26 protein-coding genes are annotated in these 25479 nt (G+C 69.3%); 14 read left to right on the forward strand and 12 right to left on the reverse strand.

All coding sequences use genetic code 11. The features are described from left to right. Nucleotide 1: 1 nt before the first annotated feature. Nucleotides 2-1369, reverse strand: a complete 1368-nt coding sequence (locus ACFY2Q_RS06375; RefSeq protein WP_387128118.1) for a serine hydrolase — start codon at nt 1367-1369, stop codon at nt 2-4. Nucleotides 1370-1526: 157 nt separating this feature from the next. Here ACFY2Q_RS06375 and ACFY2Q_RS06380 point away from each other — a divergent pair, with 157 nt between their 5' ends. Further along, nucleotides 1527-1811 carry a putative quinol monooxygenase gene (locus ACFY2Q_RS06380; RefSeq protein ID WP_387128119.1) on the forward strand — a complete coding sequence of 95 codons (285 nt, stop codon included), beginning with the start codon at nt 1527-1529 and terminating at the stop codon, nt 1809-1811. Between the two features lie 12 nt (nt 1812-1823). Here ACFY2Q_RS06380 and ACFY2Q_RS06385 read toward each other — a convergent pair whose 3' ends face one another. Continuing rightward, nucleotides 1824-3389 (reverse strand): gluconokinase, encoded by a 1566-nt coding sequence (locus ACFY2Q_RS06385; protein ID WP_387128120.1) that lies wholly within the window; start codon nt 3387-3389, stop codon nt 1824-1826. A 152-nt stretch (nt 3390-3541) separates the two neighbouring features. Between ACFY2Q_RS06385 and ACFY2Q_RS06390 the strand changes: the two genes are divergently transcribed. The 6 genes from ACFY2Q_RS06390 (at nt 3542) to ACFY2Q_RS06415 (ending at nt 9127) form a co-directional block, all read left to right on the forward strand. Next, nucleotides 3542-4702: a hypothetical protein gene (locus ACFY2Q_RS06390; RefSeq protein WP_387128121.1), complete on the forward strand. Its 1161-nt coding sequence runs from the start codon at nt 3542-3544 to the stop codon at nt 4700-4702. 45 nt (nt 4703-4747) lie between these two features. Next, nucleotides 4748-5281 (forward strand): hypothetical protein, encoded by a 534-nt coding sequence (locus ACFY2Q_RS06395; protein ID WP_387128122.1) that lies wholly within the window; start codon nt 4748-4750, stop codon nt 5279-5281. A gap of 49 nt (nt 5282-5330) precedes the next feature. Further along, a complete protein-coding gene (locus ACFY2Q_RS06400; RefSeq protein ID WP_387128123.1) occupies nt 5331-6605 on the forward strand; it encodes an RNA polymerase sigma factor in 1275 nt (424 codons plus the stop codon). A 113-nt stretch (nt 6606-6718) separates the two neighbouring features. Further along, nucleotides 6719-7393 carry a DUF998 domain-containing protein gene (locus tag ACFY2Q_RS06405; RefSeq protein ID WP_387128124.1) on the forward strand — a complete coding sequence of 225 codons (675 nt, stop codon included), beginning with the start codon at nt 6719-6721 and terminating at the stop codon, nt 7391-7393. A gap of 34 nt (nt 7394-7427) precedes the next feature. Continuing rightward, a complete protein-coding gene (locus tag ACFY2Q_RS06410; RefSeq protein WP_387128125.1) occupies nt 7428-7808 on the forward strand; it encodes a YciI family protein in 381 nt (126 codons plus the stop codon). 182 nt (nt 7809-7990) lie between these two features. Continuing rightward, a complete protein-coding gene (locus tag ACFY2Q_RS06415) occupies nt 7991-9127 on the forward strand; it encodes an epoxide hydrolase family protein (RefSeq protein WP_387128126.1) in 1137 nt (378 codons plus the stop codon). A gap of 78 nt (nt 9128-9205) precedes the next feature. On the opposite strand, the gene ACFY2Q_RS06420 is transcribed toward ACFY2Q_RS06415, so the two are convergent. Then, entirely contained in the window at nt 9206-9907 is a 702-nt protein-coding gene (locus ACFY2Q_RS06420) for a hypothetical protein (RefSeq protein ID WP_387128127.1), read from the reverse strand. A 162-nt stretch (nt 9908-10069) separates the two neighbouring features. On the opposite strand from ACFY2Q_RS06420, the gene ACFY2Q_RS06425 reads away from it, so the two are divergent. Further along, nucleotides 10070-11299 carry a hypothetical protein gene (locus ACFY2Q_RS06425; protein WP_387128128.1) on the forward strand — a complete coding sequence of 410 codons (1230 nt, stop codon included), beginning with the start codon at nt 10070-10072 and terminating at the stop codon, nt 11297-11299. A gap of 13 nt (nt 11300-11312) precedes the next feature. Here ACFY2Q_RS06425 and ACFY2Q_RS06430 read toward each other — a convergent pair whose 3' ends face one another. Continuing rightward, the gene (locus ACFY2Q_RS06430; protein WP_387128129.1) at nt 11313-11741 is read right to left on the reverse strand and encodes a VOC family protein; all 429 of its coding nucleotides are present in this window, start codon (nt 11739-11741) and stop codon (nt 11313-11315) included. 208 nt (nt 11742-11949) lie between these two features. Between ACFY2Q_RS06430 and ACFY2Q_RS06435 the strand changes: the two genes are divergently transcribed. After that, nucleotides 11950-12288, forward strand: a complete 339-nt coding sequence (locus ACFY2Q_RS06435) for a type II toxin-antitoxin system RelE/ParE family toxin (protein WP_387128130.1) — start codon at nt 11950-11952, stop codon at nt 12286-12288. After that, on the forward strand, nt 12285-12584 hold the full coding sequence (locus ACFY2Q_RS06440; protein ID WP_387128131.1) for a multiprotein-bridging factor 1 family protein: 300 nt from the start codon (nt 12285-12287) through the stop codon (nt 12582-12584). The genes ACFY2Q_RS06435 and ACFY2Q_RS06440 overlap by 4 nt, the downstream gene beginning before the upstream one ends. 10 nt (nt 12585-12594) lie before the next feature. On the opposite strand, the gene ACFY2Q_RS06445 is transcribed toward ACFY2Q_RS06440, so the two are convergent. The 7 genes from ACFY2Q_RS06445 to ACFY2Q_RS06475 all read right to left on the reverse strand — a co-directional run bounded on the left by ACFY2Q_RS06445 (nt 12595) and on the right by ACFY2Q_RS06475 (nt 22403). Further along, complete coding sequence (locus tag ACFY2Q_RS06445; RefSeq protein ID WP_387128132.1) at nt 12595-15678, reverse strand: DUF3427 domain-containing protein; 3084 nt, start codon at nt 15676-15678, stop codon at nt 12595-12597. Nucleotides 15679-15752: 74 nt separating this feature from the next. Next, nucleotides 15753-16832, reverse strand: coding sequence for a macro domain-containing protein (locus ACFY2Q_RS06450; protein ID WP_387128133.1), 1080 nt, complete (start codon nt 16830-16832; stop codon nt 15753-15755). Then, nucleotides 16829-17494 carry a DUF4433 domain-containing protein gene (locus ACFY2Q_RS06455; protein ID WP_387128134.1) on the reverse strand — a complete coding sequence of 222 codons (666 nt, stop codon included), beginning with the start codon at nt 17492-17494 and terminating at the stop codon, nt 16829-16831. The genes ACFY2Q_RS06450 and ACFY2Q_RS06455 overlap by 4 nt, the downstream gene beginning before the upstream one ends. Nucleotides 17495-17521: 27 nt before the next feature. Next, the gene (locus ACFY2Q_RS06460; protein WP_387128135.1) at nt 17522-19120 is read right to left on the reverse strand and encodes a restriction endonuclease; all 1599 of its coding nucleotides are present in this window, start codon (nt 19118-19120) and stop codon (nt 17522-17524) included. Between the two features lie 284 nt (nt 19121-19404). Beyond that, the gene (locus tag ACFY2Q_RS06465) at nt 19405-20307 is read right to left on the reverse strand and encodes an aminoglycoside phosphotransferase family protein (protein WP_387128136.1); all 903 of its coding nucleotides are present in this window, start codon (nt 20305-20307) and stop codon (nt 19405-19407) included. Beyond that, a complete protein-coding gene (locus ACFY2Q_RS06470) occupies nt 20304-21299 on the reverse strand; it encodes a hypothetical protein (protein WP_387128137.1) in 996 nt (331 codons plus the stop codon). Before ACFY2Q_RS06470 ends, ACFY2Q_RS06465 begins: the two co-directional genes overlap by 4 nt. A 585-nt stretch (nt 21300-21884) precedes the next feature. Then, nucleotides 21885-22403, reverse strand: coding sequence for a flavoprotein (locus ACFY2Q_RS06475; protein WP_387128138.1), 519 nt, complete (start codon nt 22401-22403; stop codon nt 21885-21887). Between the two features lie 219 nt (nt 22404-22622). Here ACFY2Q_RS06475 and ACFY2Q_RS06480 point away from each other — a divergent pair, with 219 nt between their 5' ends. From ACFY2Q_RS06480 to ACFY2Q_RS06495, 4 genes are read left to right on the forward strand one after another with little or no spacing between them, the layout of a single operon-like run. Further along, on the forward strand, nt 22623-22850 hold the full coding sequence (locus ACFY2Q_RS06480; RefSeq protein WP_387128139.1) for a hypothetical protein: 228 nt from the start codon (nt 22623-22625) through the stop codon (nt 22848-22850). Then, a complete protein-coding gene (locus ACFY2Q_RS06485) occupies nt 22847-23137 on the forward strand; it encodes a hypothetical protein (protein WP_387128140.1) in 291 nt (96 codons plus the stop codon). Before ACFY2Q_RS06480 ends, ACFY2Q_RS06485 begins: the two co-directional genes overlap by 4 nt. Further along, the gene (locus tag ACFY2Q_RS06490) at nt 23134-24198 is read left to right on the forward strand and encodes an FAD-binding oxidoreductase (protein WP_387128141.1); all 1065 of its coding nucleotides are present in this window, start codon (nt 23134-23136) and stop codon (nt 24196-24198) included. The genes ACFY2Q_RS06485 and ACFY2Q_RS06490 overlap by 4 nt, the downstream gene beginning before the upstream one ends. Beyond that, a complete protein-coding gene (locus ACFY2Q_RS06495) occupies nt 24198-24506 on the forward strand; it encodes a DivIVA domain-containing protein (RefSeq protein WP_387128142.1) in 309 nt (102 codons plus the stop codon). Before ACFY2Q_RS06490 ends, ACFY2Q_RS06495 begins: the two co-directional genes overlap by 1 nt. 66 nt (nt 24507-24572) lie before the next feature. Here ACFY2Q_RS06495 and ACFY2Q_RS06500 read toward each other — a convergent pair whose 3' ends face one another. Beyond that, nucleotides 24573-25460 carry a fibronectin type III domain-containing protein gene (locus ACFY2Q_RS06500; protein ID WP_387128143.1) on the reverse strand — a complete coding sequence of 296 codons (888 nt, stop codon included), beginning with the start codon at nt 25458-25460 and terminating at the stop codon, nt 24573-24575. Between the last annotated feature and the right edge of the window lie 19 nt (nt 25461-25479).

The raw sequence follows: 25479 nt of genomic DNA on the forward strand, positions 1-25479 counted from the left end.
TTCACTCCTCGACCGCGGCGTAGGTCGGGGTGACGAGGAAGTCGTAGACGGTGCGGGCCATCCGGCGCACGGTCTCGTCGCCGGTCGCCATCGGCCCGGCGGTGAGGAACGCGACGGCGGTCTCCGTGCCGGGGATCAGGTAGTAGCCGACATCGTGGGAGGCGTCCGGCAGGTCGCCGGTCTTGTGTGCCACCGGCACCCCGGGTGGCAGCGCCGCCGGAATCTTGGTGTTGAGGGTCTGTTCCCGCATGAAGCCGATCATCAGGTCGCGGGAGTCCGGGCTGAGGATGTCGCCGTCCCAGACCGCGCCGAGCAGCGACACCACGTCGTCGGGGCTGGTGTAGTTCTCCTCGCCACGCTGGGCGGCCGCGCTGTCGAGCATCCGGCGGGCCAGGATGGTGGACCGCTGGTTCATCGAGTCGATCAGCGCGTTGACCGGGGCGAACCCGCCCAGGTAGGTGATCAGCACGTTCGCGGCGATGTTGTCGCTGTACTTGATCAGGTACTGGGCGAGCCGGTGCAGGGTGACCACCTGCGGGAACGTCTCGAACTGGAGCTGGCCGGTGCCGCCGACCACGTCGTCCGGGGTCACCAGCACACCGTCGTCGAGCGAGACCTGTCCACAGTCGACCCTGCGGAGCAGCTCGACGAGGATCCACAGCTTGATGACGCTGGCGGCCTTGGGGCGCAACGCGCCGTTGACCGCGATCTGCTGGTCGCCGTACCGGCCGGACAGGTCGCGGACGGTGACCCCGGCCGGGTTGAGGCTGGCGTCGGCGACGGCGCGGGCGAGCTGCCCGCTGAGCGGGAACAACCGCGCTCCCGCGACCGGGTCGGTGGGCGGCTGCGGGCTGGTGACGACCACGCCGGGCAGCTCGATTGGCGGGCGGTGCCGGCGGACCACTTCAAGCGTGCCCTCGCTCCGCCCGGCCAGCGGCACCCGGTAGCGGTATCCGGTGCCCCCGACGATGACCTCACCGCTGGCCACCCCGGCGGCCACCCGCATGTCCGGGTCGGCGACCCGGCCGGTGTCGCCGTCGCAGGCGCGGTAGCGCACGGTGTGCCCGAGCGAGTCCACCGCGAACACCCCGCCCGGGAACGACAACCAGGACACCTCGCTGGTCGGCGGCCGCTCCGGCGTCGGCTCCGCCCCGGGCTCGTCGCCCTGGTCGTCGCCGGGCTCAACTCCGTACCCCGGCTCGGCCTGCTGCCCCGACTCCGCGACGGGCGCGCGGCCCGGACCGTCCGCGGTGGCAGGCCCGGTCGTCGCGACCACCGCGAGCGCGACCGCCGCCGTCAGCCACTTCATGGGTACGCCGACAGGCATCCCCGGCAGGGAAGATGAGCGCCTCTTGTCGCTTTTTCTCACGTTTGCACGATATGAAGCGTCGGGGGCGGGTGGGGTCGCGGGGACTGGCGTCACCCGTCCGGGCGGCGATGCTCCCGCGAGCGACATACCTCAGAGGTATAAATATGACTCTGCCGTATCGAGCGCATCACCAGACCGCCAGCCCTCGGGAGCCTCCATGTTGATCATCGCTGGCAGTCTGCGCGTCGAGCCGGATGCGCGCGACGGCTATCTCGCCGACTGCGCCCCGGTCATCGCGCAGGCACGCGCCGCCGCCGGCTGCCTCGACTTCCTGCTCGCAGCCGACCCGCTGGAGCCGGGCCGGATCCACGTCTACGAACGCTGGGAGTCTCCGGAGCAGTTGGCGGCGTTCCGCGACTCCGGGCCGAGCGAAGAGCAGGCGGTGGCCATCCTCGACGCCGACGTGCACCGCTACCTGATCTCCGGCGTCGAGGCGCCCTGACCGGGCTTACGGTCAATCCGAAGGGCCACTCGGTGGTCCGGCGGGAGTGGCGGGTTGGGCGGGAAGGCCGGGTGCCAGCCGGCGCAGCGAGATGAAGGCGGGCACCAACGCCTCGTACAGCTCGGCGAAGAGCGGCAGCAGGGACGCGTAGGTGGCGGCGGCGGCCGCGTTGGGGCGGACGGTCTCCTCGATCCGCACCAGATCGGCGGCGAGGTCGATGCTGGGGATCAGCCCCAGCGCCTGCATGCCCAGCAGCGCCGCGCCGAAGCTCGACCCCTCGTGCCCGGCCGGGAAGCTCACAGGCATACCGAGCACGTCGGCGAGCATCTGCCGCCACAGGCCGCTGCGGGCGAAGCCGCCACCGGCGCGGATCTCACGAACCTCGTTGCCGGCGGCGCGTACCGAGCTGAGCACAAGCGCGAGCTGCTGGCAGACGCCCTCCAACGCGGCACGGACGAGGTGCTCGCGGCGGTGCCCGTGGGTCAGCCCCACGTACGCGCCGCGCGGCAAAGCGCTCCAGTGTGGAGCGCGTTCACTGTGCAGGTACGGCAGCATGATGAGCCCGCCCGAGCCGACAGGCGCCCGGGCGGCGATGGCGACGAGCTCCTCCTCGGCGTGTTCGCCCAGGTCGGGTGCGAGTGCCTCGCCGGCCCACTTGAGCACGATGCCGCCGTTGTTGATCGCGCCGCCGACCGTCCAGCGATCCTCGGTGAGCGCGTAGCAGAACACCCCGCCCAGCGGGTCGACGCCGGGCCGTTCCACCATCACCCGCATGGCGCCGCTGGTGCCGATCGAGCAGGCCACCATGCCGGGGTGCACCGCGCCCAGGCCCAGGTTGGCAAGCGGCCCGTCACCGGCGCCGACCACCACAGGTGTGCGCTTCGGCAGGCCGGTCGCGGTCGCGGCCTGCGAGGTGAGCCCGGGTAGGACGGCGGTGGTGGCGACCAGTTGTGGCAGTTGCTCCTCGGTGATGCCGGCGATGGTCAGCGCCTCGCTGTCCCACTCCAGCCGGTGGATGTCCAACAGCCCGGTGGCCGAGGCGATCGAGTGGTCGATGACCAGGGCGTCGCAGAGTCGCAGCAGCACCCACTCCTTGATGCCGACCCAGTGCGCGACCCGCTCGAAGAGCTTCGGCTCCTGCTCGGCATACCAGAGCAGCTTGGGCAGTGGCGACATCGGGTGCATCGGTGTCCCTGTGCGCTGGTGCAGAGCCAGCCCGGACGGCACCGCCCGCAACCGCTCGGCCTGCCGGGTGGCTCGCGCGTCGGCCCAGGTCAGCGACGCGGTGAGGGGGTTGCCGTCCCGGTCCAGCCCGATGAGGCTGTGCATGGCGGAGCCGAACGACAGCCCGGCCACCGGCGCGGCCAGTTCGGCCACCACCGCGCGGATCGACTCGACGACAGCGGCGAGGATGACCTCCGGGTCCTGCTCGGCGTACCCGGGCTGCGGATCGTCGAGGGGATATTCGGCAGCGTGGCTGGCGAGCAGCCGCCCGTCGGTGCCATACGCGACGGCCTTGGTGCTTGTGGTGCCGAGGTCGACCCCGATCACCACTCCGGGCAGGGTGCCTGTCCGCACGACCTCACCCCCTCCCGTAGCAATATCGCCCAATCGTGTGATTTGGCCCGCCGATCGGATATTTCGTCCAGTCTGGCGTGTCCGGTCTGCGCGCCGGGGCTGTTAACCAAGTGACACCCCAGATTGGTGGCCTGCGCGGCGAAGGAGTCGGCGTGGCAAAGACTGAATCGACGGGTTCCACCTGGCGGTACCGGTGGGCGCACCGGCAGAACGTGCGGAGGGTTAGCACGTTCCGTGGCGCCGAGGCGGCGTGGCGGCGTCGCGACGACGAGTTACGGCGGCTCCGCGCCCTGGCCGCCGACTTCCACGGCTCCGCGGCGGCCGGCGCCGGCCTGCCACTGGAGTTGGCCGACGGCGAGGTGGTCCTCTGGGCCCTGCCCGCCGCGCAACTGGTCGAGGTGCGACACACGACAGTGCTGCCCGCGCCGGACCTCACGGTCACCCCGACCACCGGGCCGCTGCGCCTACGCCGCCCGGACGGCGTCCGCGTCGCCGACGCCGGCATGGCCGTGATCACGAGCCGTCGGCTGGTGCTGCTCGGCGGGCGCGGCCGGCGCGACTGGGCGTACGGCCGGATGACAGGCCTTGCCCACGACCCGGCGGCGCCGGTCACCCTGATCCAGGTGTTGGACCGGCGGCGTACCTCCGGGTTGCTGCTGCCTGCCGACGCGGCGGCGGACTTCCGGTTCAAGCTCACGCTTGCCTTCGCCGACGCGATCGAGCAGCGTCCGGCGGTGCTCGCCCAGCTCGACGAGTTGATCGCCGAGCACGGCCAGCTCAAGCCGTTCCGGCCGGCAGTGGCCACGCCCGGGCAGGCGCGGCTCCTGTCGTTCGTGCCCGGTGGTCGGCGCACTGTCGCGGTGGCGGCGGGCATCGCGTTGCTGGTGCCGGTGGCCCTTATCGACTCGAATCCGTCCGACCCGACCGGCACGGAGGTGGCTGTCGCGGCCACCCCGGCACCCGGCCCCAGCGCGGTCCCCGCACTGGTCCGCCCGGCGCTCCCGACGCCCACCCAGAGCGCCAGGCCGAAGCCGTCGAAGTCGACGAAACCGCCGTCGCCGCGTCCGTCGTCGACCGCGTCGCGCGATCCGCGCTGCGGCGCCCCGGAGAACCCGCTGGGGTACGACTTCTGCGGCGGCACCCGGATCCGCCGGCCGGCCGCCGAGGTGTGCGACTGGTTCGAGTGCGTGCCGCAGTTCTGGGCCGGTCGGGGTTATCTGGTGCAGTGCCGGGACGGCTCGGTAAGCCTGACAGGTGGTCGGTCGGATGCCTGCGCGAAGCACAGGGGCGTACGCCAGACCATTACGAAGTGACCGATTTGGGGGTTAAAGTCTGCTTCGGTCGGCCAGAATGATCGAGTGGAGATCCGGTCCGACGATGGCGCCCGGGTGCGGATCCGCCCGATCGGCTACCAGCCCGGCATCGACCCGCCCGACGACCCCGACCGGTCTGCGCCCGGCTGGCACGACTGGCTGCTCATCGAGGTGGACGCCCGCACCGCCGACGGTCAGATGTGGTCGCACCACTACCCGAGCCTGATGGCCGAGGAGGCCCGGGCGCTGGGCAGTTGGCTGCACGGCCAGGCGCGAGCCGCCGCCGAGCCGAACCCGCCACCGGCGACGGTCCGCTTCACCGAACCCAACCTGGCGCTGCGGACGCGTGTGCTCCGCCGCCGCCGGCTGGAGCTGATCGTGGAATTCTCCGCCGAGTCGCTGCCCCCGTGGATGCGTCGCCCGACCACCGCGATCTACCCGCTGATCCTCACCGTCTCCGCCGACGCCCTCACGGTCGCCGCCGAACAGTGGGGCGGGCACTGCGAGGCGTACCCGCCGCGTGCCCGGTCGCGGTTTCCGGCCCGGGGTCCGCTGACCCACCCGCGCCGTGCCGACTGAACCGTGCGGTCCTTGTGGAGCCTGAGCCGCCCTGCTCTGATGTGCGGTCATGGAGGTTGAGCAGGTGCACCGCACGGTGGAGGCGGTGTGGCGAATCGAGGCCGGGCGGGTCGTCGCCGCCCTGGCCGGGCTGGTACGCGACGTCGGCTGGGCCGAGGAACTCGCCCAGGACGCCCTGGTCGCCGCGCTGGAGCAGTGGCCGCGCGACGGCGTACCGGCCAACCCGGGCGCGTGGCTGACCACTGTCGGCAAGCGGCGGGCGATCGACGCGCTGCGCCGTCGCAAGCTGCTGGAGCGCTCGGTCACTGAACTCGGGCAGGATCTCGACGACGACGGTTTCACACCGGACTTCGACGCGGCCTTCGAGGAGCGCATCGACGACGACCTCCTGCGCCTGGTCTTCACCGCCTGCCACCCGGTGTTGTCGCCGCAGGCGCGGGCGGCGCTGACCCTGCGGATGCTCGGCGGGCTCAAGACCGAGGAGATCGCCCGGGCGTTCCTGGTGCCCGAGACGACCGTCGCGCAGCGGATCACCCGGGCCAAGAAGACCCTCGCCGAGGCGAAGGTGCCGTTCGAGGTGCCCGGCGTCGAGGAGCGCGGCGAACGGCTCGCCTCCGTGCTGGAGGTGATCTATCTGATCTTCAACGAGGGCTACTCGGCGACCGCCGGCGACGACTGGATGCGCCCGGCACTCTGCGCTGACGCGCTGCGGCTGGCCCGCCTCCTTCAGGAGTTGATGCCCGAGGAGCCGGAGGTGCACGGGCTCGCCGCGTTGCTGGAGATCCAGGCGTCGCGCACCGCCGCCCGGGTCGACGCCGACGGCGAGCCGGTCCTGCTGCTGGAACAGGACCGGGGGCGCTGGGACCGGCTGCTGATCCGCCGTGGCCTGGCCGCCCTGGACCACGCCCGGGCGGCGAGCGGCCCGCCCGGCGCGTACACCCTCCAGGCGGAGATCGCCGCCTGCCACGCCCGCGCGGCGACCCCGCAGGAGACCGACTGGGCGCGCATCGCCGCCGGCTACGCGGAGCTGGCCCGTGTCGTACCGTCGCCGGTCGTGGAGCTGAACCGGGCCGTCGCGGTCTCCTTCGCGCACGGCCCGGCCGCCGGCCTGGAACTGGCCCAGGCGCTGGCCGACGAGCCGGCGCTTGCCCACTACCACCTGCTGCCCAGCGTGCTCGGTGACCTGCTGGCCAAGCTTGGCCGCCACGACGAGGCGCGTGCCGAGTTCGAACGGGCCGCCGACCTGACCGGCAACGAACGCGAACGCGCCCTGCTGCGCGCCCGTGCCGCCGACTGCGCCCGAGGTGTCGCGCCGACCCGCTGAAAAATTCTCTGCCCGCCATGTCGTATCCCGGTCCGGCCGCTCGACGCGTCAGTGAAGAGCCGGCCCGGCCGGCACGCGGGAACCGGCCACCGGGCCGGCGAGAGGAGGACGACATGACGACCATGACCAGCACAGGTGGTGTGGGGTCCGCGGTGGCGGGCGTCGACTCCCGGCGTACGACGACGAGGGCGCTGCTTGCCGGCGGAGTCCTCGCCGGTCCGCTGTTCGGGGTGGTGGCCGCCGCCCAGGTGCTCACCCGCGACGGGTTCGACCTGACCCGGCAGCCGCTGAGCCTGCTGGCCCTCGGTGATCTGGGCTGGATCCAGATCACCAACTTCGTGCTGACCGGGCTGCTCGCCCTGGCCGGCGCGGTCGGGCTACGCCGGACGCTGCGCGGCGAGCCGGCCGGCACGTGGGGACCGGCGCTCGTCGCCGTACATGGCATCGGCCTGATCATCGGCGGGGTGCTGGTCTCCGACCCCAGCATGGGCTGGCCGGCCGGTGCCCCGGAGGGCGCGCCGGACACGTTGAGCTGGCATGCCGTCGGCCACGGTGTCGGGGCGATGCTGGCCTTCGGGTCGCTGGTCGTGGCCTGTCTCGTCTTCGCCCGTCGGTCGTCGCGGGCCGGGGAGCGGGGCTGGGCGGCGTTCTCCCTCGGCTGCGCGCTGGCCGCCGTCGTGCTGCTGGCCTGGCCCGACCAGGACACCATCAGCGTCCGGATGGCGCTCGGCTGCGCCGTCATCTTCGCCTGGCTGACGGCGCTCTGCAGCCGGCAGCTCGCCCGCTGACCGTCGTTTCATTGATCACGAGAGGACCGAAACCATGCGCTACATGCTGATGCACAAGCTCGACGAGAACCTGCCCGAGGCGTTCAACCCGAGCCCCGAGTTCATCGCCCGGATGGAGGGTTTCCTGAAGGAGGTGGCGCAGTCCGGTGTGCTGCTCGCCGCGGAGGGGCTGTGTGAGACCTCCAAGGGCGCGACTCGGATCACCGTGACCGGTGGGAAGACCACCGTCACCGACGGGCCGTTCACCGAGACCAAGGAGTTGATCGCCGGGTTCGCCCTGCTGGACGTGCGCTCCCAGGAGGAGGCGGTGGAGTGGGGGCGGCGGTTCGCCGACATCTTCGCCGAGACGATCGGCGAGGTCGAGGTGGACGTCCGCCGGGTCTTCGAGATGCCGGAGGTTGCGCCGCCGGCCTGATCCGACCACGCCCGCGCCGCCACTTCATCCGGGTGGCGGCGCGGTCGTGTACGGTGATCTTCGTCAGCCATTGAGAGGAGGTGAGCCCGGTGACCACCCATCGTCATTCCTGGGCGCTCCTCTCGGCCGTCCCCCTCAGCTGACCTCTCGCGTCGGGGAGCGCCCTCCTTATCGGAGGACCAATGTCTGTCTCTTCCTTCCGCATCGACGTGTCCGATGCGGTCCTCGACGACCTGCGGGCTCGACTGGCCCGTACCCGCTTCACCGACCGCAGCGGCTCCCAGCTGTGGCAGGGCGGTGTCGAGCCCGACTACCTGCGGGACCTGGTGTCCTACTGGCACGACGGGTTCGACTGGCGGGCCCGCGAAGCCGAGCTGAACTCGTACCCGCACCACCTGGCCCTCGTCGGCGGCCGGAAGGTGCACTTCCTGCACGTCCGCGCGGCTCGTCCGGCGGGTACGCCCACGCCGTTGCCGTTGCTCCTCAGCCACGGCTGGCCCAGCAGCTTCGTCGAGATGCTGCCGCTGGTCGACCGGCTGACCGACCCCGACCGGCCGGGCGGCGCGTTCGACGTGGTGGTGCCCTCGCTGCCCGGCTTCGGCTTCTCGGAGGTCCCTGACGAGCCGGTGACCCGGGCGCTGCTGGCTCGGACACTGCACGAGCTGATGACCGACGTGCTCGGCTACGAGCGCTACGGCGCCTTCGGCGGCGACGTCGGGGGAGTGGTCACCGGCTGGCTCGGTGCCCTGTACCCGGAGCAGGTGGCCGGCATCCACATGATCCATCCACCGTTCCCCGCCAGCTTCGACGCCCGACCGCTGTCAGCGGCCGAGCAGGCGTACCTGGACGCCGAAGCCGCGTACGACGAGACCGATGGCGGCTACAGCGCCATCATGGGCACCCGCCCGGACACCCTCGCGGCGGCGCTCGCCGACTCGCCGGCCGGGCTGGCCGCTTGGCTCGTCGACAAATACCGGGACTGGAGCGACAACCACGGGGACCTGGCGAACAGCATCGACCGGGACACCCTGCTCACGATCATCACGCTGTACTGGGCGACCGGCACGATCGGTTCGTCGTTCCGGCAGTACGCCGACTTCGCCCACAACACCCCACGCCCCATGATCACCGTGCCCGCCGCGTTCACGGTGAGCACCGAACCCTCGCAGGCCAACCTTCCCCGCTCGATCGCCGAGCGGGCGTGCACCGACATCCGGCACTGGAGCGAACCGGGCCGGGGCGGGCACTTCATGCCGCTGGAGGAACCGGACCTGTTGGCCGATGAGATGAGGCAGTTCTTCACCTCGCTGCGCCCGTAGTACTCGCCCTGGCCTCGTAGCGTCCGACGTGGTCGGCGGCTGTCCGGGGTGTCACCCGGACAGCCGTCGGCACCCGGGCTACGCGCCGAGCGATGCCTTGGCGGCGTCGATGGCGTCGGACAACTCCTCGTTGTGTTCGAAGCCCTCCTCGACGACGGCAATGTTCACCCCGCATTCGCGTTGCCGCGTCCGCAGCAGCGTCTCCTCCACCGGTGCCACCGGAAAGGCCAGCGGGTCGAGGCCGGGAAGGCCGTCCACGCCATCGACGTCGTCGACCAGGAGCCACCTGTTGTGGTCGTCGTGAACGATCACACCGGCGGTGATCCCCTTGGTCCACTGGTCGAAGAGCGTGGCCAGGCTGGTGGCGGCACGCACCGAGTCCCAGGCGTCGGGTGACACCTCGTAGCGCCAGATCTCACCCTCGTGCTCGCCCGCGAGGACGAACGTGTAGAGGACGAAGTCGAAGTGGAACAGGGGTAGTTGCTGCCGCCAGGGGAACGGTGTGCCGACCGACAGTCCCAGATAGTCCAGCACGTCCGCACCCTCGAGCCACGGCATCCGCCATCCGGCGTTGGGCAGCAATCGCCGATCCGGCCAGCGCTGCGACTGCAACCAGGTCAGTTGCTCCGCGACGTGATCCACGCCGAAGATCCGGTAGACCCGGTCCGGCGGCTGCTCGGCCGGCGACTCGGCCTGGTCGGGCCAGTCGAGACCGGCAGCCGTCGCCGCAACGCGATACTCCCGTACCGCGTCACGCAGCACGCGCATGTCATCGAGCATCGGGAAGCTCCTCGGCTGTGGGGGTCATGGGCAGGCTAGCCTCGCAGCACCGGCGCTGGCGTCCGTCAAATCTCTCCTTTCGGGAGCAAAGGGAAGCATCGATCCTCGATGCGTTCCCTGTCCCGCACGTGAGCGGTTGTACGGCGTGTGACCGTGACCTCTGTGGAGAGTTCTCCCTGGCGGGCCGCCTGGGCCGAGCGTGAGAACGAGCGGCGCCGGGACGCGTACCGCAGGGCGGCCGACACCTGGCGGCGACGCGACGAGCACCTGACCCGGCTGCGGATCGAGGCCGCCGGGTTCCTCGGGTGCACGCAACCGCGTACCGGCCTGCCGGTAGACCTCGACGGCGACGAACTCGTCTTCCGGGTCGTACCCGTCGCGGAGCTGGTCGAGGCCGAGGCGCGGCACGTCCCCGGCCTGCCCACACCCGGGCCGCTCACCTGCGCCGACACACCCGGCCACGCCCTGCCGGCGGGCCTGCGGGTCGTCGACGCCGGCATGGCCGTCGTCACCAGCCGGCGGGTCGCCTTCGCCGGCCGCGAACACCGGCGCGAGTGGCGATTCGCCGACCTGGCCACCCCCGCGCACCACCCCGACGTGCCGGTCACGCTGCTGCCCGACAACGGTTCGCTGGCAGGGCTGCGTGTGCCGGCCAACGCCGTGGTGAACGTCCGCTTCTACCTCGCCCTCGCCGTCGCTGCCGCCGCCGGCGAGCGCGCCACAGTCGTCGCCCAGCTCGACACCCTGCTGACCACCCACCGGCGCGAAAGGCCGACCCCGCCACCGTCGGCTGAGCCGGACGAAGCGCCACTGCTCGCGGTACGCCCCGACCGCCGGGCACTCGCCGCCGCAGCGGTCGCGACGGTGGTGGCCGCCACGCTCAGCCCCGCCGTCGGGCCACCGCAGGCCAGCCCGGAGCGGCGGGCGGCGTCCGCCGTCGTCACTGTCGTCCCGCCGCGCGCGGTCGGACCACTGAAATTCCACACGGGTACGACCAGCCTGGCGGCACTGTTACCTGTTCCCGGTGCTGCCCCGGTCGGGCCGTCGAGTCCTTCTCAGCCCGTCCGGCCGGTGGTCCCGTCGCATGTCCCTGCTCCACCGGCTGCTCCGGCCACCGCTGCTGATCCGGTTCTGTCAGCTGCTCCGGCCCCGACCGCTGTTCCGGAGCGGCCCACCGCTCCGGTCGCGTCCACCGCGCCAGCTCCGCCTACCGCTCCGGCCCCAACCGCCAGTTCGCCGCCGACACCGGACCCGCCCACACCATCGCCGTCGCCCACCGTGACGGGCGTGGCCACCACGCCGACGCCAGAGGACCCCACCCTGCTGACGGTCTGCCTGGATCCGCTGTTGCCGCTGGTGGACCTGCTGCTCTGCCCGCCGGCCGAGTCGTGACCTGTTGCTCGCGTCAGCCCGTGGCGCCGAAGTCGGGGACGGTGAGGGTGCCGTCCGGGCCGAGCAGGAAGCCAGGATTCCAGGCGATCTCCCACATGTGGCCGTCCGGGTCGGCGAAGTAGCCGGCGTAGCCGCCGTAGAACGTCTCCCGCGCCGGCTTGGTCACCTCGGCACCGGCCTCGATCGCGGTGGCGATCACCTCGTCGACCTCTGCCCGGGAGCGGACATTCTGGGCCAGGGTCATCGCGCCGGTGCCCGGATTGGAGATGCCGGCGTCGGCGGCGAGCTTGTCGCGACCCCACAGGACGAGGGCCAGGCCGCCGGCCTGGAAGAAGACCGTCTCCTCGACCTCCTGGCCACGCCATCCGAGCTGCTCGTAGAACGCTTTCGCGCGTGCCACGTCCGTGACTCCGAGAGTGACGAGGCTGATCCGCTGTTCCATCGGTAGATCCAATCACTCAGAGGAGCGGCAGGTGGCCTGGACGCTGCCTCGTGCTCGGGGACCGAGGTCACGCTAACGGTGGGGTGTGACGCGCGGCTTGCGTTCGTTCATCACCCGGTCCGACTCGCGTCATTGACGACACGTACTCAAGGGAAGCCCGCCGCCAGCCCACCCAACCCATAGCATCGATGCTATGGGTTGGGGTAGCGTGGAGTTGGAACCAGAAGTCCGAGACTGGCTGGAGGAACTACCAACCGCCGACTTCGCCCGAGCGGCGTTCTACATCGATCTCCTGGCCAACCGAGGTGTGCTGCTCGGAGAGCCGCACAGCAGGCAACTCGACGGCAAATTGCGAGAGCTGCGGTTCTACCTAGAGCGCGACGCAGTACGAGTTACGTACTGGATAGCCTCCGACCGGAGGATCATCCTGCTCACGGTGTTCCGCAAAACGCGGATGCGGGAGGACCGGGAAGTCGAGCGGGCTCGCCGCGCATTCGAGCGGTGCGTGGCGGAGCGGCACATCGTGAACGAGGGGGCAGAGCGATGAGTGATCGCCTGGACTGGAATGACCTACGCGAGCGCCGGATGGCAGAACCAGGGGCGGCCGAAACCTACGAGGCCACCCGGATCGCCTTCGAGCTTGGTCAGGAGGTGCGTCACCTGCGGGAAGGGCATGGTTGGAGTCAGACCGAGCTCGCGCGGGCCGCCGGCATGACCCAGTCTGCGGTGGCCCGCTTCGAGGCCGGCGGCACCGTACCGACCTTGCCGGTTCTGGAACGCCTAGCGCGAGCCCTGGACCGGAGGTTGGACGTCAGGTTTGCACCGAACGCGGACGCCGCTTGACCGGGTGGGGCTATGCGGCGATCGTCCGGGCGGTGGCGTACACGTCGGCGGGCAGGGCGTGGTGGAGCCGCCAGAGGACACGCATCGGTCGGTCGCCGGTGTGCGACTCGTACGTCATGGTGCCGGCGTAGAGGTACGGCGGTGCGCCCAAGTCGCCCTCGGCGATCCGGGTCTCCCGGACGAAGAGATGCACTGTCGAGCCGCCCGAGGTGTAGCGCTGCCCGGTCGCCGAGGCCGACGAGGTGGTGCTCTGCGACTCCCACTGGAACAGCGTGTCGGTGATGGCCCGGTCGGCGTACATGGTGGTGGGGGAGTAGTGCGCCTCGGACTTGACCAGGGTGACGAAGAACAGGTCGGCCTGGGCATCGGGCAGCCACTTCACCCCCTCGCGGAGTGAGCCCGGGTTGGTCATCCCGAAGGCGGCGCACGCCTCGTTGCGGCTGTAGCGGGCGTGCACCCGCAACGGGACGGCACCCGGGGCGACAGGTGGCGTGACCCGGTGGATGCGGTCCTGCAACACCTCGGCGACCTGCCGCAACTCGGCACAGCGTGCCGGGTCCTTCCACAGCCGTGCGAGCCGTTCATCCCGTGTCGCCAGCGCTGCGTTCGCTCCCCACAGGCTGAAGTGCAGCATGTCCAGCAGTCGGCCGTTGCCCGCGTACACCTGCTGACCTGGCGCGGGCGGTCCGGCCGCGACCTGGGTCAGCAGATCCAGCCGGTCGGGGTCGTCGGTGTGCAGCATGCGGCCGACGGCCCGGCCCAACTCCCGGTCGTCCGGGCCGGGCGGGGACGTCTCGATGCCGGCGAGCCGGCGCAGCCCGGTCCAGCCGCCGACGCTTGCCGATCGGTACACGTCCTCGGCCTCCAGGCCGGTCTCCCGCAGGAACGTGGCGAGGCTGACGTCGCCGAGTTGCCGCAGCTCAGAGAGCAGGCCGGCCTTCGAGGTGGGCAGCGCCGACTTCAGGTTGGCGAGCACCACCTCCTTGGCCACCCGATCCAGCTCGACGTGGCAGCCACTCGGCAGGCTCGGAAAGTCGTCGCGCACTGCCTCGGTGATCGCCCGCCGGCTCACCCCGGTCAGGGCACGCCAGCGCAGGTCGAAGCGGAAGTTGGCGTGCTGCCCGCCGATGAAGTCGAGCACGGTCAGGCACGGCTTGTCGTCGTCGAGGCGCAGGCCACGGCCGAGCTGTTGCAGGAAGATCGTGGCGCTCTCGGTGGGCCGCAGCATCAGGATCGTGTCGACCATCGGCAGGTCGACGCCCTCGTTGAACAGGTCCACGGTGAAGAGCACCCGCAGCTTGCCGGCCTTGAAGTCCCGCAGCAGCCCCGCCCGGTCGGTGCCGGCCTTCGAGGTCACCGCCGCCGCCGCGACACCCTGCTTCCTGAAGAACGCGGCCATGAACTCGGCGTGCCCGATGCTCACGCAGAACCCGAGCGCCCGCATTCGCCCGACGTCGACCTTGTCGCGGACCGCCCGCAGTACCAACCGCGCCCGAGCATCATTGCCGGTGTAGATGGTGCCGAGCTGCGTCGGGTCGTAGCCCTGGCCGCGTTTCCAGGTGACGTGCGACAGGTCCACGTCGTCGTGCAGCCCGAAATACTGGAACGGCGCCAGCAACTGCCGCTCCAACGCGTCCCACAGGTGCAGCTCAACGGCCGCGCGGCCGTCGAACCACCGGCGCACGTCGCCGCCGTCGGCCCGGTCGGGGGTCGCCGTCAGTCCCAGGAGTACGCGGGGACGCAGCCGCTCCAACAGCCGCGTGTACGTCGGCGCCTCCGCGTGGTGGAACTCGTCGACGATCACCATGTCGTACGCCTCGGGGTCGACCTCCCGCCGGTGCAGCGACTGGATGGAGGCGAAGACGTGTTTCCAGCCGTTCGGCTTCTCGCCCGCGACAAGTGTCTCGCCGAAACTGCCGTCCCCCATCACCTGCCGGAACGTCGACAGGCTCTGCCGCAGGATCTGCTCCTGGTGCGCGACGAAGAGCAGCGAATCCGCCCTTTTGTTGCGGTGCAGCCGGCGGTAGTCGAGGGCGGCGACGACGGTCTTGCCGGTGCCGGTCGCCATTACCACCAGGTTGCGCCAGCGCCCGTGCACCAGGCGCTCGGCGTCCAGGTCGGCAAGGATCTCCGCCTGGTACGGGTACGGGCGCACGTCCAGGTTCGAAATTTCGGTGGGCGCGTCGTCACGGCGCTCCCCGCTCAACGCGTGCCGCAGCCGCTCGGCGTCACTTGCCGCGTCGTACGTCTCAAACGCCAGATCGTTCCAGTAATCCTCGAACGTCGCCGTGAACGTGTCGATGACGTGCGGCTGCTCCATGTTCGAGATACGGACGTTCCACTCCACGCCATCCACAAGCGCGGTCTTCGACAGGTTCGACGAGCCGACGTACGCGGTGGTGGTGCCGTTGGACCGGCGGAACAGCCACGCCTTGGCGTGCAGGCGAGTGGTCCTCGTCTCGTACGACACCTTGACCTCGGCGCCCAGCTCGACGAGCCGGTCCAGTGCCCGTTGATCGGTGGCACCCAGGTAGGTCGTGGTGATCACGCGGACTCGGCCGCCACGGGCGATCAGCTCGCGGATGGCCGGCTCGACGATGCGCAGGCCGTACCACTTGATGAACGCGCACAGCAGATCCACGCTCTCGGCCGACGCCATCTCGTGGTTGACCTCGTGGCCGATCCGCGGCTGGTGGCGGCCGTTGACCAGCAGCGCGCCGGTGGAGAGGGGAGTGGTCGGGCGCTGCGGGAACGCTGGTAGCGCGGGAGGCGTTGGCGGGGCCGCGATGGCGTGGAGCAGGTGCTTGGCGTCGGTTACCTGGTCCTGCTCCGTTGCCGCCTTTGGGCTCAGGGTGGCGATGGCATCGGCGATGCGATTTGCCATCTCGACCTGGTGGTGGAGCTTGTTATCGCCGTTCGGGAGGGATTGCAACGCGCGGGCGGCCAGGGCGGCGATGTGGCGGGCGAGGGTGCTGTGGGCGTCGGCGGGGTCGAGTTTGTGGTGCTGGATCAGGGCGGCGTCGACGTGTTGGAGCCGCTCGGCCAGCTCACGGGTGATCAGGTGCTCGTAAACACCCCGCTCAAGATCCGTCACGCAGGCACGGTAACTCTTTCCGAAGCGGCGCTGCCCTCCGCCACGCTGTCGGAATTAACCCTGGGCTTCGCAAACTACGCGTTGGTCAGCAAGGGCAGCAGTCCCGCTGACTGCAAGCGGTCGTACGCCATCCGGATGTGGTCCGGCGTAAACAGCCTCGCCTTGCGGCCGCTCCACGCTTGCACCCGCTCGGTCAACTCACCGAGGTCGTTGGTATGCGGGTCCAGTTCGGCGGCGTAGTGCACAGTTGCCAGAAGTTCGAGGCTGTACGGTGCTTCGAAGCCCTCAATGAGGCTAGCCAGCCGCTCCAGCGATTGCAGCGCTGGTGAGACGAGAGGCTCGAACCGCGATGACAGCGCCTCTGTCGTCGCGGCGGTCAGTCGGATTGGCTGAAGATCCTCGACCCTATCGCTGCGATCACCGAAGCCGATGAGGTAGTGGCCCTCCAGCTTGTCGAGCACATGGTTCAGATTGTCCGCGTACGGCCCGTACCGCCCTCGGGCGAACTTGAGTCGGAGCGGTTGCCCCAAGGTTTGAAGGAAGTAGGCAATCTTCTGGATCTCAAGCACGGTCACCCCATCCCGAGGTTCGAGCGCCCGTGCGCGCTCCAGATAGCGGTCGATCGCGCACAGCAAGGTGGCGCGACCTGGAGTGAGCGGAGGTTTGGTGGTTGCCACCGGCATGTCCGCGGGGTCCGGGGCGCCTTCCGGCGGAAACAGCAGCACCCGAACGTCTGGGAGGGCCGCGAAGGACCGTTCTATCAACGGCCGGACTTCGTCCCAGTCAAGACCGCCGTTACCGCAACCCAGCGCCGGTACGGCCACCGAGGAGATTCCACGCTCGCGGATGACTCGGACGAGGTCATTGAGGCCCGCCTGGATGTCCGACACCCTCGAGCTAGTACGCCAGTGCCCCTTTGTCGGAAAGTTGATCACGTAGCGGCGTGGCCCTAGGAGAGCCGAATCGAATAGGAACATTCGACCCAGTTGGACCTCTTTGGCGGCGCATGCTGCGCGGTAAGCGGCGTAGTTCGCCGGGTAGGCGCGCTTGAACTGCAGGGCTATCCCCTTGCCCATCACACCCACGGTGTTGACGGTGTTGACCAGGGCCTCCACGTCAGCGGTCAGCAGGTTGCCGTGAGCGATGACGATCATGCGCGCGCCTCCCCTCGCAGGAATCCGTAGTACCAGTCGGGCCTGACATCAACGTACGCGTCGATGATGCCAGCATCCCGTAAGACCCGCCTCAACTGCTGCTGCCGAGCCGGTGTCCTTACGACGTAGCCCGCCAGCAGGTCGAGAGGGAACTCACGGTGGACCAGCAACTCCGCCATGCGGCGTCGGACTCGGTCGGGGTCTTCCGGCAGGTTCTTCCAGATTCGTTCCCTCATCAACGGCCAGTCAACGAGCTCGGCCAGGTCCTCTACGGCGCTGGAGAACCTGGTCAAGCTTGCAGCGCAGTTGCCGTCGCTGGCGACCCACCTCAGCCCAGCCTCGTGCACTCGGTCGAGGGAACTGACCATGTAGACGAGCGGATCGTCCCCGTCTGGGTAGCAACCCACCTTCCCGTCCTGATGCTCGCGGGCGATCCGGTACATCATTGGTGAGCGAGGGGCGAAGTAGAAGGGTACGTAGTTGGCGACCGATCCGCCTGGCGGGCATGGTACTGGGCGCTGGCGCCTACTGGCCTTGATGTCCGGAGCACCCACGTTTGTTGCTAACCGGTCGCCCACCGCATTCTCGGCGAAAAGTCGGCCCGTGGAGAGGATGGCTGGCAGGTTGTCGATATGTGTGAAGTGCATGATCCGGGCGCGCATCGGCCCAGCGGCCGGTCCGAGCATCGATCAATCCAAGTCGCTCGGGTCGATTCGTGCCTTCACGTCGCCATGTTCCGCGAGTAGGTAGAGCAAATTCGAGCCGTCGATCAGCTCGAGTGGTTTACCGGACGCGAACTCGTACGAAGCGGGGCCGTATCCGCTCGTTGTAACCAAGATCCCCTTGGATGCGCCCTCGTTTTGAAGCGTGCCGTAGAGATCACGGACGGCGGAAACATCGACGGTGTTGCGGTAACGCTTTGCCTGAATAACGACCTTGCCGCCGAAGATTGGTCGAGGGTCGAAGGCGACACAGTCCACACCCCCGTCTCGGGATGCGCGCGTCTGCTTAGTGTCAAGCCCCATCTTCGCGAAGAGATTTTGAATTAGGCTCTCGAACTCGCCGGGCGTCAGCCTTAGGAGATTTGGGCGCTGGTCGAGGTCGGCAAGCACGTCTACCTCATCAATGAAGCGCTTGTCGACCATGTCGAACTCCAGTACCGGCCGAACTGGCGAGAGCGCATCGGGACGCTTAGACACTGAGGCATTGAGGTGTTGCAGGCAGGCGGCTGGTTCGACTTTTCGAAGGTTTAGTGCGGTAAACAACTCGCGAGTTGTGCGAAGTGTAACTAGGCACGGGCGAATAGCAACGCCAGTGCGCGGGTCGGTCGTTTCAACTATGCCGTTGAAGGCGATAGCGCTTATGAGTCCGGCGCGGTCGGATTCGAAAAGCTCATGGACGGTCCGCAACGTAACCTGCGCCACGATGCTCGCGTAACGTTCCCTTATTTCCTTTGCTGGGCGCGCAACAGTGCTGATCTCATCGCGCGCCTTAATGTAGCGATACTCCCGCACGCCGGGGATAACGTCCAACGTCGGAAGGTGGTACTCCACCACGAGTTGGTGAGACTCCGGCACATACGCGATGCGGTAGTGCTGGGGGAAGTCGTCGGGGTAGACGGAGTTGCCCAGCACCATCCCGAAGTAGTCGACTACCGCTGCGGGATCCGCGGCAGCCAACGCGGCGGCGAAGCGGTCGACCTCGGCGTTGTGCGCTGCGGCCTCGGCCTCGACCTTTGCACGGCCCTGCTGATAGCGCTGGTGAGCGGCGGCCAGCCGACGCTGCCGGTCGGACTCTGCCGCCGCATGTTGCGCCTGCGCCTGCTCGAAGGTGTACCGGGCATGGGCTTGCTGTTGTTCAAACTTGGCCTGGCCTCCGAATAGCTTCCCGAGGAGCGACGGGGCGGATGGTTCGAAACGTCGCCAATCCGGCGGGGGCAAAGGGTTGGCGAGGGCCCCGGGCTTGAAGGGCGGGTGCTTGACGGTCTTACGAAGGCGCCGAAGGTCAATGTGGTCGTCCACGTCGAGAGTGGCCACGAGCAGTGCGTCAAGCTCATCCACGTGCGCTTGCAAGTCCGAGTTGTTCGCCGCGACCTCGGCAATGCGGGCTTCCACGTAGAGCCGCTTGCGTTCCCGCGCATCGGCGGCGGATGCACGCTCGGCTGCCTTTCTGGCGCGCTCAGCCTCTCGGTGAATGTGCTGATGGTGTCGGTAAGCGGCGGTCTGAGCCTGCTTCTGGACGCGGGCTTGGCGTGCCTGCGCCCGCTGCATCTCCTTGAGGATCCCCACGTCATTCCTAATCTCGCGGCGACTGCGGCTCGCACACCATAGCCAGCGACCAGGTAAGGCGAAGTCCGATTCGGGGTTGTGCTGGTGAAGTGTGCGGATCGATACGTCCCATTCTGTGCAGTAACTAGCATTCTCGGTGTCGGATTCCGGACACATTCCTCCGCTCGGGTCGGATGTGGTTCCTGAGGCGAACCAGCGACCGAATCACTGCTGCTCTACTGGCGGGTGCTCGCACCGCCTCAACCCCGTTGCGCGATCGAACGGATCTCTGGTCCGTGATTCCGTCAGCCTGCGAGTTCAGCGAATGGTGTCCAACGCGTCTCATGCTCCTTGTCCCGGACGGTGCGGAGACGTTTAGCGAATTCCTGAGCGACTTTTGGCGAAGCCGCCAAGAGAGGTGCGGCTGCGGCGATCATCTTCAGCTCGCGTGCGTGTCGCAAGAGCGTCCACGAGTGGGCTTGAACGACATCGGATCCGTACGCGGCGACCAAGGATGAATATGTCCCTGTGCCTCCAAATCGCGCCTCGCCGACTGCAACCGCTGCCAGATCAACCTGCCACGGGCCGACGCACGTGGCGTCGAAGTCACACAGGACAGCTCGGCCAGACGATTCTCGGAGCAGGTTGCCGACGTAGGCGTCTCCGTGGATGAGTGTCCGCCGCGCCGACTTGTTGAGGGCCGCGACTTTCGGTTCCAAGCGGTCACACCAGTCGGCTATGAAGTTCTGGTCGATTTTACTGATCCCGTCAGCGTCGGCCAGCCGTCGCCGTGCGTCACCAACTGGGTCCCAGATGGGCAACGGGAAGGGGGGCGTGCCGAGGGCGTGAAATTCGCGCAGCACGGTGCCGAGGTCTTCGACCGTCAGAGCAGGTGGATGCGGTGGGACGTATTGCCATACCGAAGCGACCAGGCCCTCGAATTCGATTGGCTGCTCGACGTCCCGCGCTAGGCGGATCGTCGGTGCGTCGATCTCGGCGAACCAGCACCCGAGCTGGATCACCTTGGTCACGCGGTCGAGTAGCTGATGGGTCCGCGCGATCCGGATGACGATTCCTGCCCTGGGCAGCGCGAAGACGGCGTTGTTGGTCAACTGCAGCAACTGGGCATCCTCAGGGGACACGTCCAGCGTGGCAGCCATCTCTCGCATGGCAGCCGTCATCGTCTCCTCAGAGAACCGCCCGCTCATGCTGCTGCCGCAGCCCGAGCGGTTAGCACGCGATCGAACTCGGCCACCTCGGGCAGCGCCCGATGCCGAGCGAGATCGCGACGCAGATTGACGACTCGATCGACCACCCGTTTGGAGCTCATCGCCTGCGACTTCTTCACCACCCTGGCACCGACCGCGAGCGCCTGCTCGGGCTCGTCGGCGAGGAACAACGCGCTGCACAGGCCAACCTCGTTCAGGACTGTGCTTCGTACGTTCGCCGGACCGAATGCGGCGATGGCATCCTCAACCCAGCGCACCGCCTCGGATGCCTGCCCGCTGTCTCGTCGCGCCCTGTCTCGGTAGACACGGCCGTACTGAGCGAACAGTTCGCCCTGGTCGTAGAAGCCCATCCAATCCGGCTCGCGCTCGTTCTGGATGCGCTCGAACGCGTCGCTCGCCTTGCCGAGGGTGGTTACTGCGCTCTGGTGGTCCCCGAGCGCGGCAATCGAGGCGGCTTCCGCGCCCCAGAGCAGGGCGTCAACTGCCGGGGTTGCGTGCGGCCCGAGCTGCGCATGAGCGAGTTGCAGCGTTGCGAGGGCGTCCCGGTTGTGCCGTAGGTGTTGAAGCTGTTTGGCCTGTGAGTACCGAATCATCGCGGCCAGCGGCACGTCCCCGGCCGTCAGCGCGGCCCGCTCGCCTGCCACGAAGTGCCGCTGTGCGTCAGCATGTCGACCTGCGTCGAGCGCGGTCCACCCTGCCAGATGCCGAGCTGCCGCCACCGCCGCGACGAGGCGTGGGGTGAGCCCGGCCGGGTGCGACCAGTCGAGCATCCGGTATACCGACTCGGCGAATCGGGCGACTTCCCGGTACAACAGGCCGCCGCCGCATTCGTAGTCGACGGAACGGTAAAGCTCCAGGACCGCGTTCAGTCGAGCGACATCGGCAGCGCCGACGCGTCGGGGTTGAACGATCTCGGTGCTTCCCAGCAGCCCAGCGCCTGCGGCCACAGCGGCGATGCCGGCCAGCAGCATTCGCCTACCTTCGTCGGGTCCACCACTTCGAGGCGCGACTGAGGTACTGGCGGCTTGACCGTTCTCGCTCGCGCGGTGAGCTCGACCAGGGAGCGTGAACCATAGGTGTGCCTCGGGGATGTGGAGCACTTGAGCCCAGTGCGACAGCCGGTCAAGGTGCACCAGCGGTGGTCCGTTCTCCACCCGACTCAACTGTGCCTGCGTGATCCCCAGCCACCCCGCCACCACGGTCTGCGGCAAGGCGACCCGCCCGTGGTACGGATGGCAGCGATAAGCCCTGACCACCCGCCCGAGATGCCGCTCTGCCAGCGCCCGCCGGACCGGCTCGTGGTCCCAGAAACTCGCCGGCACCACCGGTGGCGCGCTCAACCGGTCGCGCTCGGCGACGTGGCACGGCGTACACCGTCCGCTGTCGTTGTCCCGGGCCAGCCGGCCGCCGCACCGGGGGCAGTTCGCGTGGGTCACCGGCGGCTCCATCCGTCTAGCCTCATCAAGCCTGTCCATTGAACACGGTGTGTAGAGGTTCGCTATGCGCGCGACGCATATCCGAGGCCCGCCGGGTCGCGCCGGCAGATGGGTGCCTGCTCAGGACTGACGTATTGAACGCAGCGCGTCGATGATCACGGTCCACCGAACCGGCCCGTGTGCCGGGTCCAGTACCTTCCCGTCAGCGACGTGCACGCCGGCAGCGCGCAGCACCGCCAGGTGACCGGCGTACGCCGGATGCGCGGCCAACTCAGCCTTGACGTGCGGGAACGCGACGATCGGTAGGCCAGCGCCCAGCGACTCGTTGAGAACACCGAGCGCTAACGTGTCGTTGATGCCCAGCGCCCACTTTGCCATCGTGTTGAACGTGACAGGCGCGGCCAGCACCGCATCGGCCGGCGGGTGTGGCTCGGGGTCGCCGGGCATCCGCCACTCCACGCGTACGAGATAGCCGGTCTTGTCTTGCAAGGCCTCCCGGTCGAGCCATGGCGCGGCGGTGGGGCTGACGATCAGGCATACCCGCCATCCGTCGGCGATCAGCAGGTCGACCAGTTCGTCGATGTTTTCCGCCGGACCGGCGGCGCAGACGACCAGATACAGCACCCGGCGTTCCGTCATGTCCGCAGTCTGCCCGACTCCGATGACGCGTAGTCGAGCGCATACCGAGCGCGCATGCTCCCGACGATCACGGGGTCATACCGGCGTACCTGACCAACCGCGAAAGTCGACGCATGGCCCGGGGCGGGTGCTGGCTCCGGGGCTGCGCCGACCCGAACGGCGTAACTCCGCTCCCGCCCGCCCCGGCGCCGCCTCATCCGTCAACGTCTCGGAGCTGGCATGCCCACCCTGATCGACGACTTTCCGGTCCTCACGCCCGTCACCGACGAGGACCTGTGCATCGCACTGCGGGCGGTCACCGTCCACGTGCCCGAGAGCTGGCCGCAGGGCGAGTTGTGCCGCAGCGAACGCGTCCCGTTCCCGTGCCGGCTCGCCCGCTGGGGCAGGGCGACCTTGGAAGCCGCCGGTTTCACCGAGGCGCAGTTCGGTCAGGGGCCGGCGGCATGACGCCAGGGGAGGCGGTCGGCCGATGGCTGCGGCTGGTGGTGGCGGACGCGGAGCTGTCGCCGTACCTCATCGGGGTTGACCTGGGTCGACTCGCCGCGCACCTCACCGCGGGCCTGGCGAAAGCGCTCGCCGGAGGAGCAACGCCGAGCGACGGCTGGCGCGGCCTGGGGTTGTCGGAGGCGCAGCATCGGAGGGTCGTCGACTACCTCGTGGGGGTGCTCTGGGCGGCCGATCTGCCGGATGATCAGATCGCCCAGGTGGGGCGGGCGTTCGAGGTGGACGCGTGAACCTCGCCGCAGCCTGGTCGTCGGTCGACGATCGGGCCGCCGGCGACTTCTGGTGCACCGTGGAGGACCGCCGACCCGGGTTGCTCCCCAACCGCGAGGCGCCGCTGCTCTTCCACGCGCTGGGTCAGCTCATGCTCGGAGGGGACGACCGGGCAGGCCGGGCAGCGCTGCTGCTGGTGCTCGGCCGCGCGTACCGTCGCTATGACCTGCTCCCACATGCCCCCACCATCGGTGACGCGCTGCTCGCGACGGTGGCCCGGCACTCATGTCCACCGTGGACGCCGTCGCTGACCCTCGCCGGTGAGCGCGCCATGGGCCGCGCCACGCACGCCGTGCGTCGCGCCGCCGCCCGCGTCGGCGACGGCCCGGCCTGGTGGCCCGCCCAGGTGATCGGCCACGAACGGCCGTCGCCCGACATCGCCATCCTGACGGTACGTCCCTGGCGACGCCTGCCCCACCAGCCCGGCCAGGCCGTCCCGGTCTGCACACCACGCCTGCCCGGACGGTGGCGCTGGCTCTGCCCGGCCAACGCCCCACGCGCCGACGGCACCGTCGAGCTGCACGTCCGCGCCGTACCCGCCGGCACCGTCTCCCACCACCTGACCCATGAGGTACGCCCCGGCGAGCTGATCTGGCTCGGCCCACCCGCCAACACCGGCCTGGGCCTCGACCCGGCGCGTACCGATGATCTGCTGCTCGTCGCCGGCGGCACCGGCCTGGCGGCGCTGCGCGCCCTGGTCGAACAGGTTGCCGCCGCACCCGACGGTCGGCGGGTGACTCTGGTCGTCGGGGCGCGCACCTTCACCGACCTGTACGACGCGATCACCCTCGACAAGCTGCAACACGCCCACGACTGGCTGACCGTCGTACCGGCCTTCTCGCACGATCCCAGCGCCGAGCCGCGCGAACAGGGCGACGCCCTGACCATCGCCCTCCAGCACCACGCCGCCTCGCAGACCGTGTATGTCTGCGGGCCGCCGCTGATGCTCGCCGGTGCCCGCCTGCGCCTGCTCGCCGCCGACGTGCCAGCCGACCACATCCACCTACCTGTGATGCTGTGATGGCCGTCTACCGCAGCCGACACGCCCTGACCGGCCCGCTCACCCCCGACCGGATCGCCGCCCTCGACCTGCCGCGCACCCGATTCGGCCGACGCGGCTACGAACCCGCACATGTCGACGCGCTGCTGTGTCGCCTCGCCCACGAGCTGGATAGACAGGGCCGCCACCTCGACCTCGTCGAGGCCGAGAACCATCGCATCAAGGACGCGTTGCGCAGCTGGCAGACCCGAGCGACCAGGATCGGACAGGAGCAGGATCGGGTGGGCGCGATCGCCGAAAGGGCCGATACCTGTGAGCCATCACCATGACTCACAGCTATCAGGTTTGTCAGGACACGGCCGGCCGGAAGGCCTTCGGACGGCCGGTCGTGCGGGTCAGGTGTTCAGGTCGCCGAATTCGCGTACCCCGTTGACGTCGAGGGTGATCCGCCCGTTCTCGGTCCACTGCGCAGTGGCGGCGAGCCAGCTCGGGTCGTCGCGTTCGTTGATGTCGCTCCAACTGTGCCGGTGGTGGCGGAGCTGTATCGGCCCGGTCGACTCGCCCGGAGCGAGCGTCCCGCTGGCGAAGGTCAGCTCGACCCAGCCGATGGCCGCGGTGCCCGGGATCGGATACTGCGTCGGTGTCGGCGTCGGCGTACCACCGGGGGACCCGCCCGGCGGTATGAAGACCTGCACCGTCTGCCGGATCTGGTCGCAGCCCAGCGCGGCCCAGTCGCAGTTCGTCACGAGCGAGGTGTTGCCGCCCTCGAAGCGCAGGTGGTAGCGCACCCGCACGGTGGCCAGATCGAGCGGACCGCTGCCGGTATTGGTGACCTGGAGGCTGTATTGGATCTGGTTGTTCGTCGGAGCCCAGTCGAGGTTGAGATAGCTGAGCGTCGCGCGGCCGGTGGCGGTGCGGACGGCCGTGGGAGGCGAGCTGTCCGAGTAGCCGCCAAGTGCGCGGGCGGCGATCGCGATCCGGTACGTCGTGCTGGGCGCCAGGTCGGTCACCGTGATGGTGGTGTCGGTGGTGGTGCCGAGGAGGCGGTAGGTGTTGTGGGTCAGCGGCACCTGCACCTCGTAGCTGATCGGGCCGTCGCCGGCCGGCTCACCGACCCAGGCGGACGGCGTCCAGGTCAGGGTGAGCCGGTGTGGCTCGTTGGCCACCACGGTTGGGCTGCCGGGGGTGCTGATTGCCGGACCGTCGGCACGTGCGGCGTGGACGGTGAGCAGGCTCGCCAACGCGGCGAGGGCGATGGTGGCGGTGACGCGGCGAGCACGCATGCTCCGAATGTTAGGGCCG

This window comes from Micromonospora sp. NPDC000316, from assembly GCF_042898885.1.
Lineage (GTDB): Bacteria > Actinomycetota > Actinomycetes > Mycobacteriales > Micromonosporaceae > Micromonospora.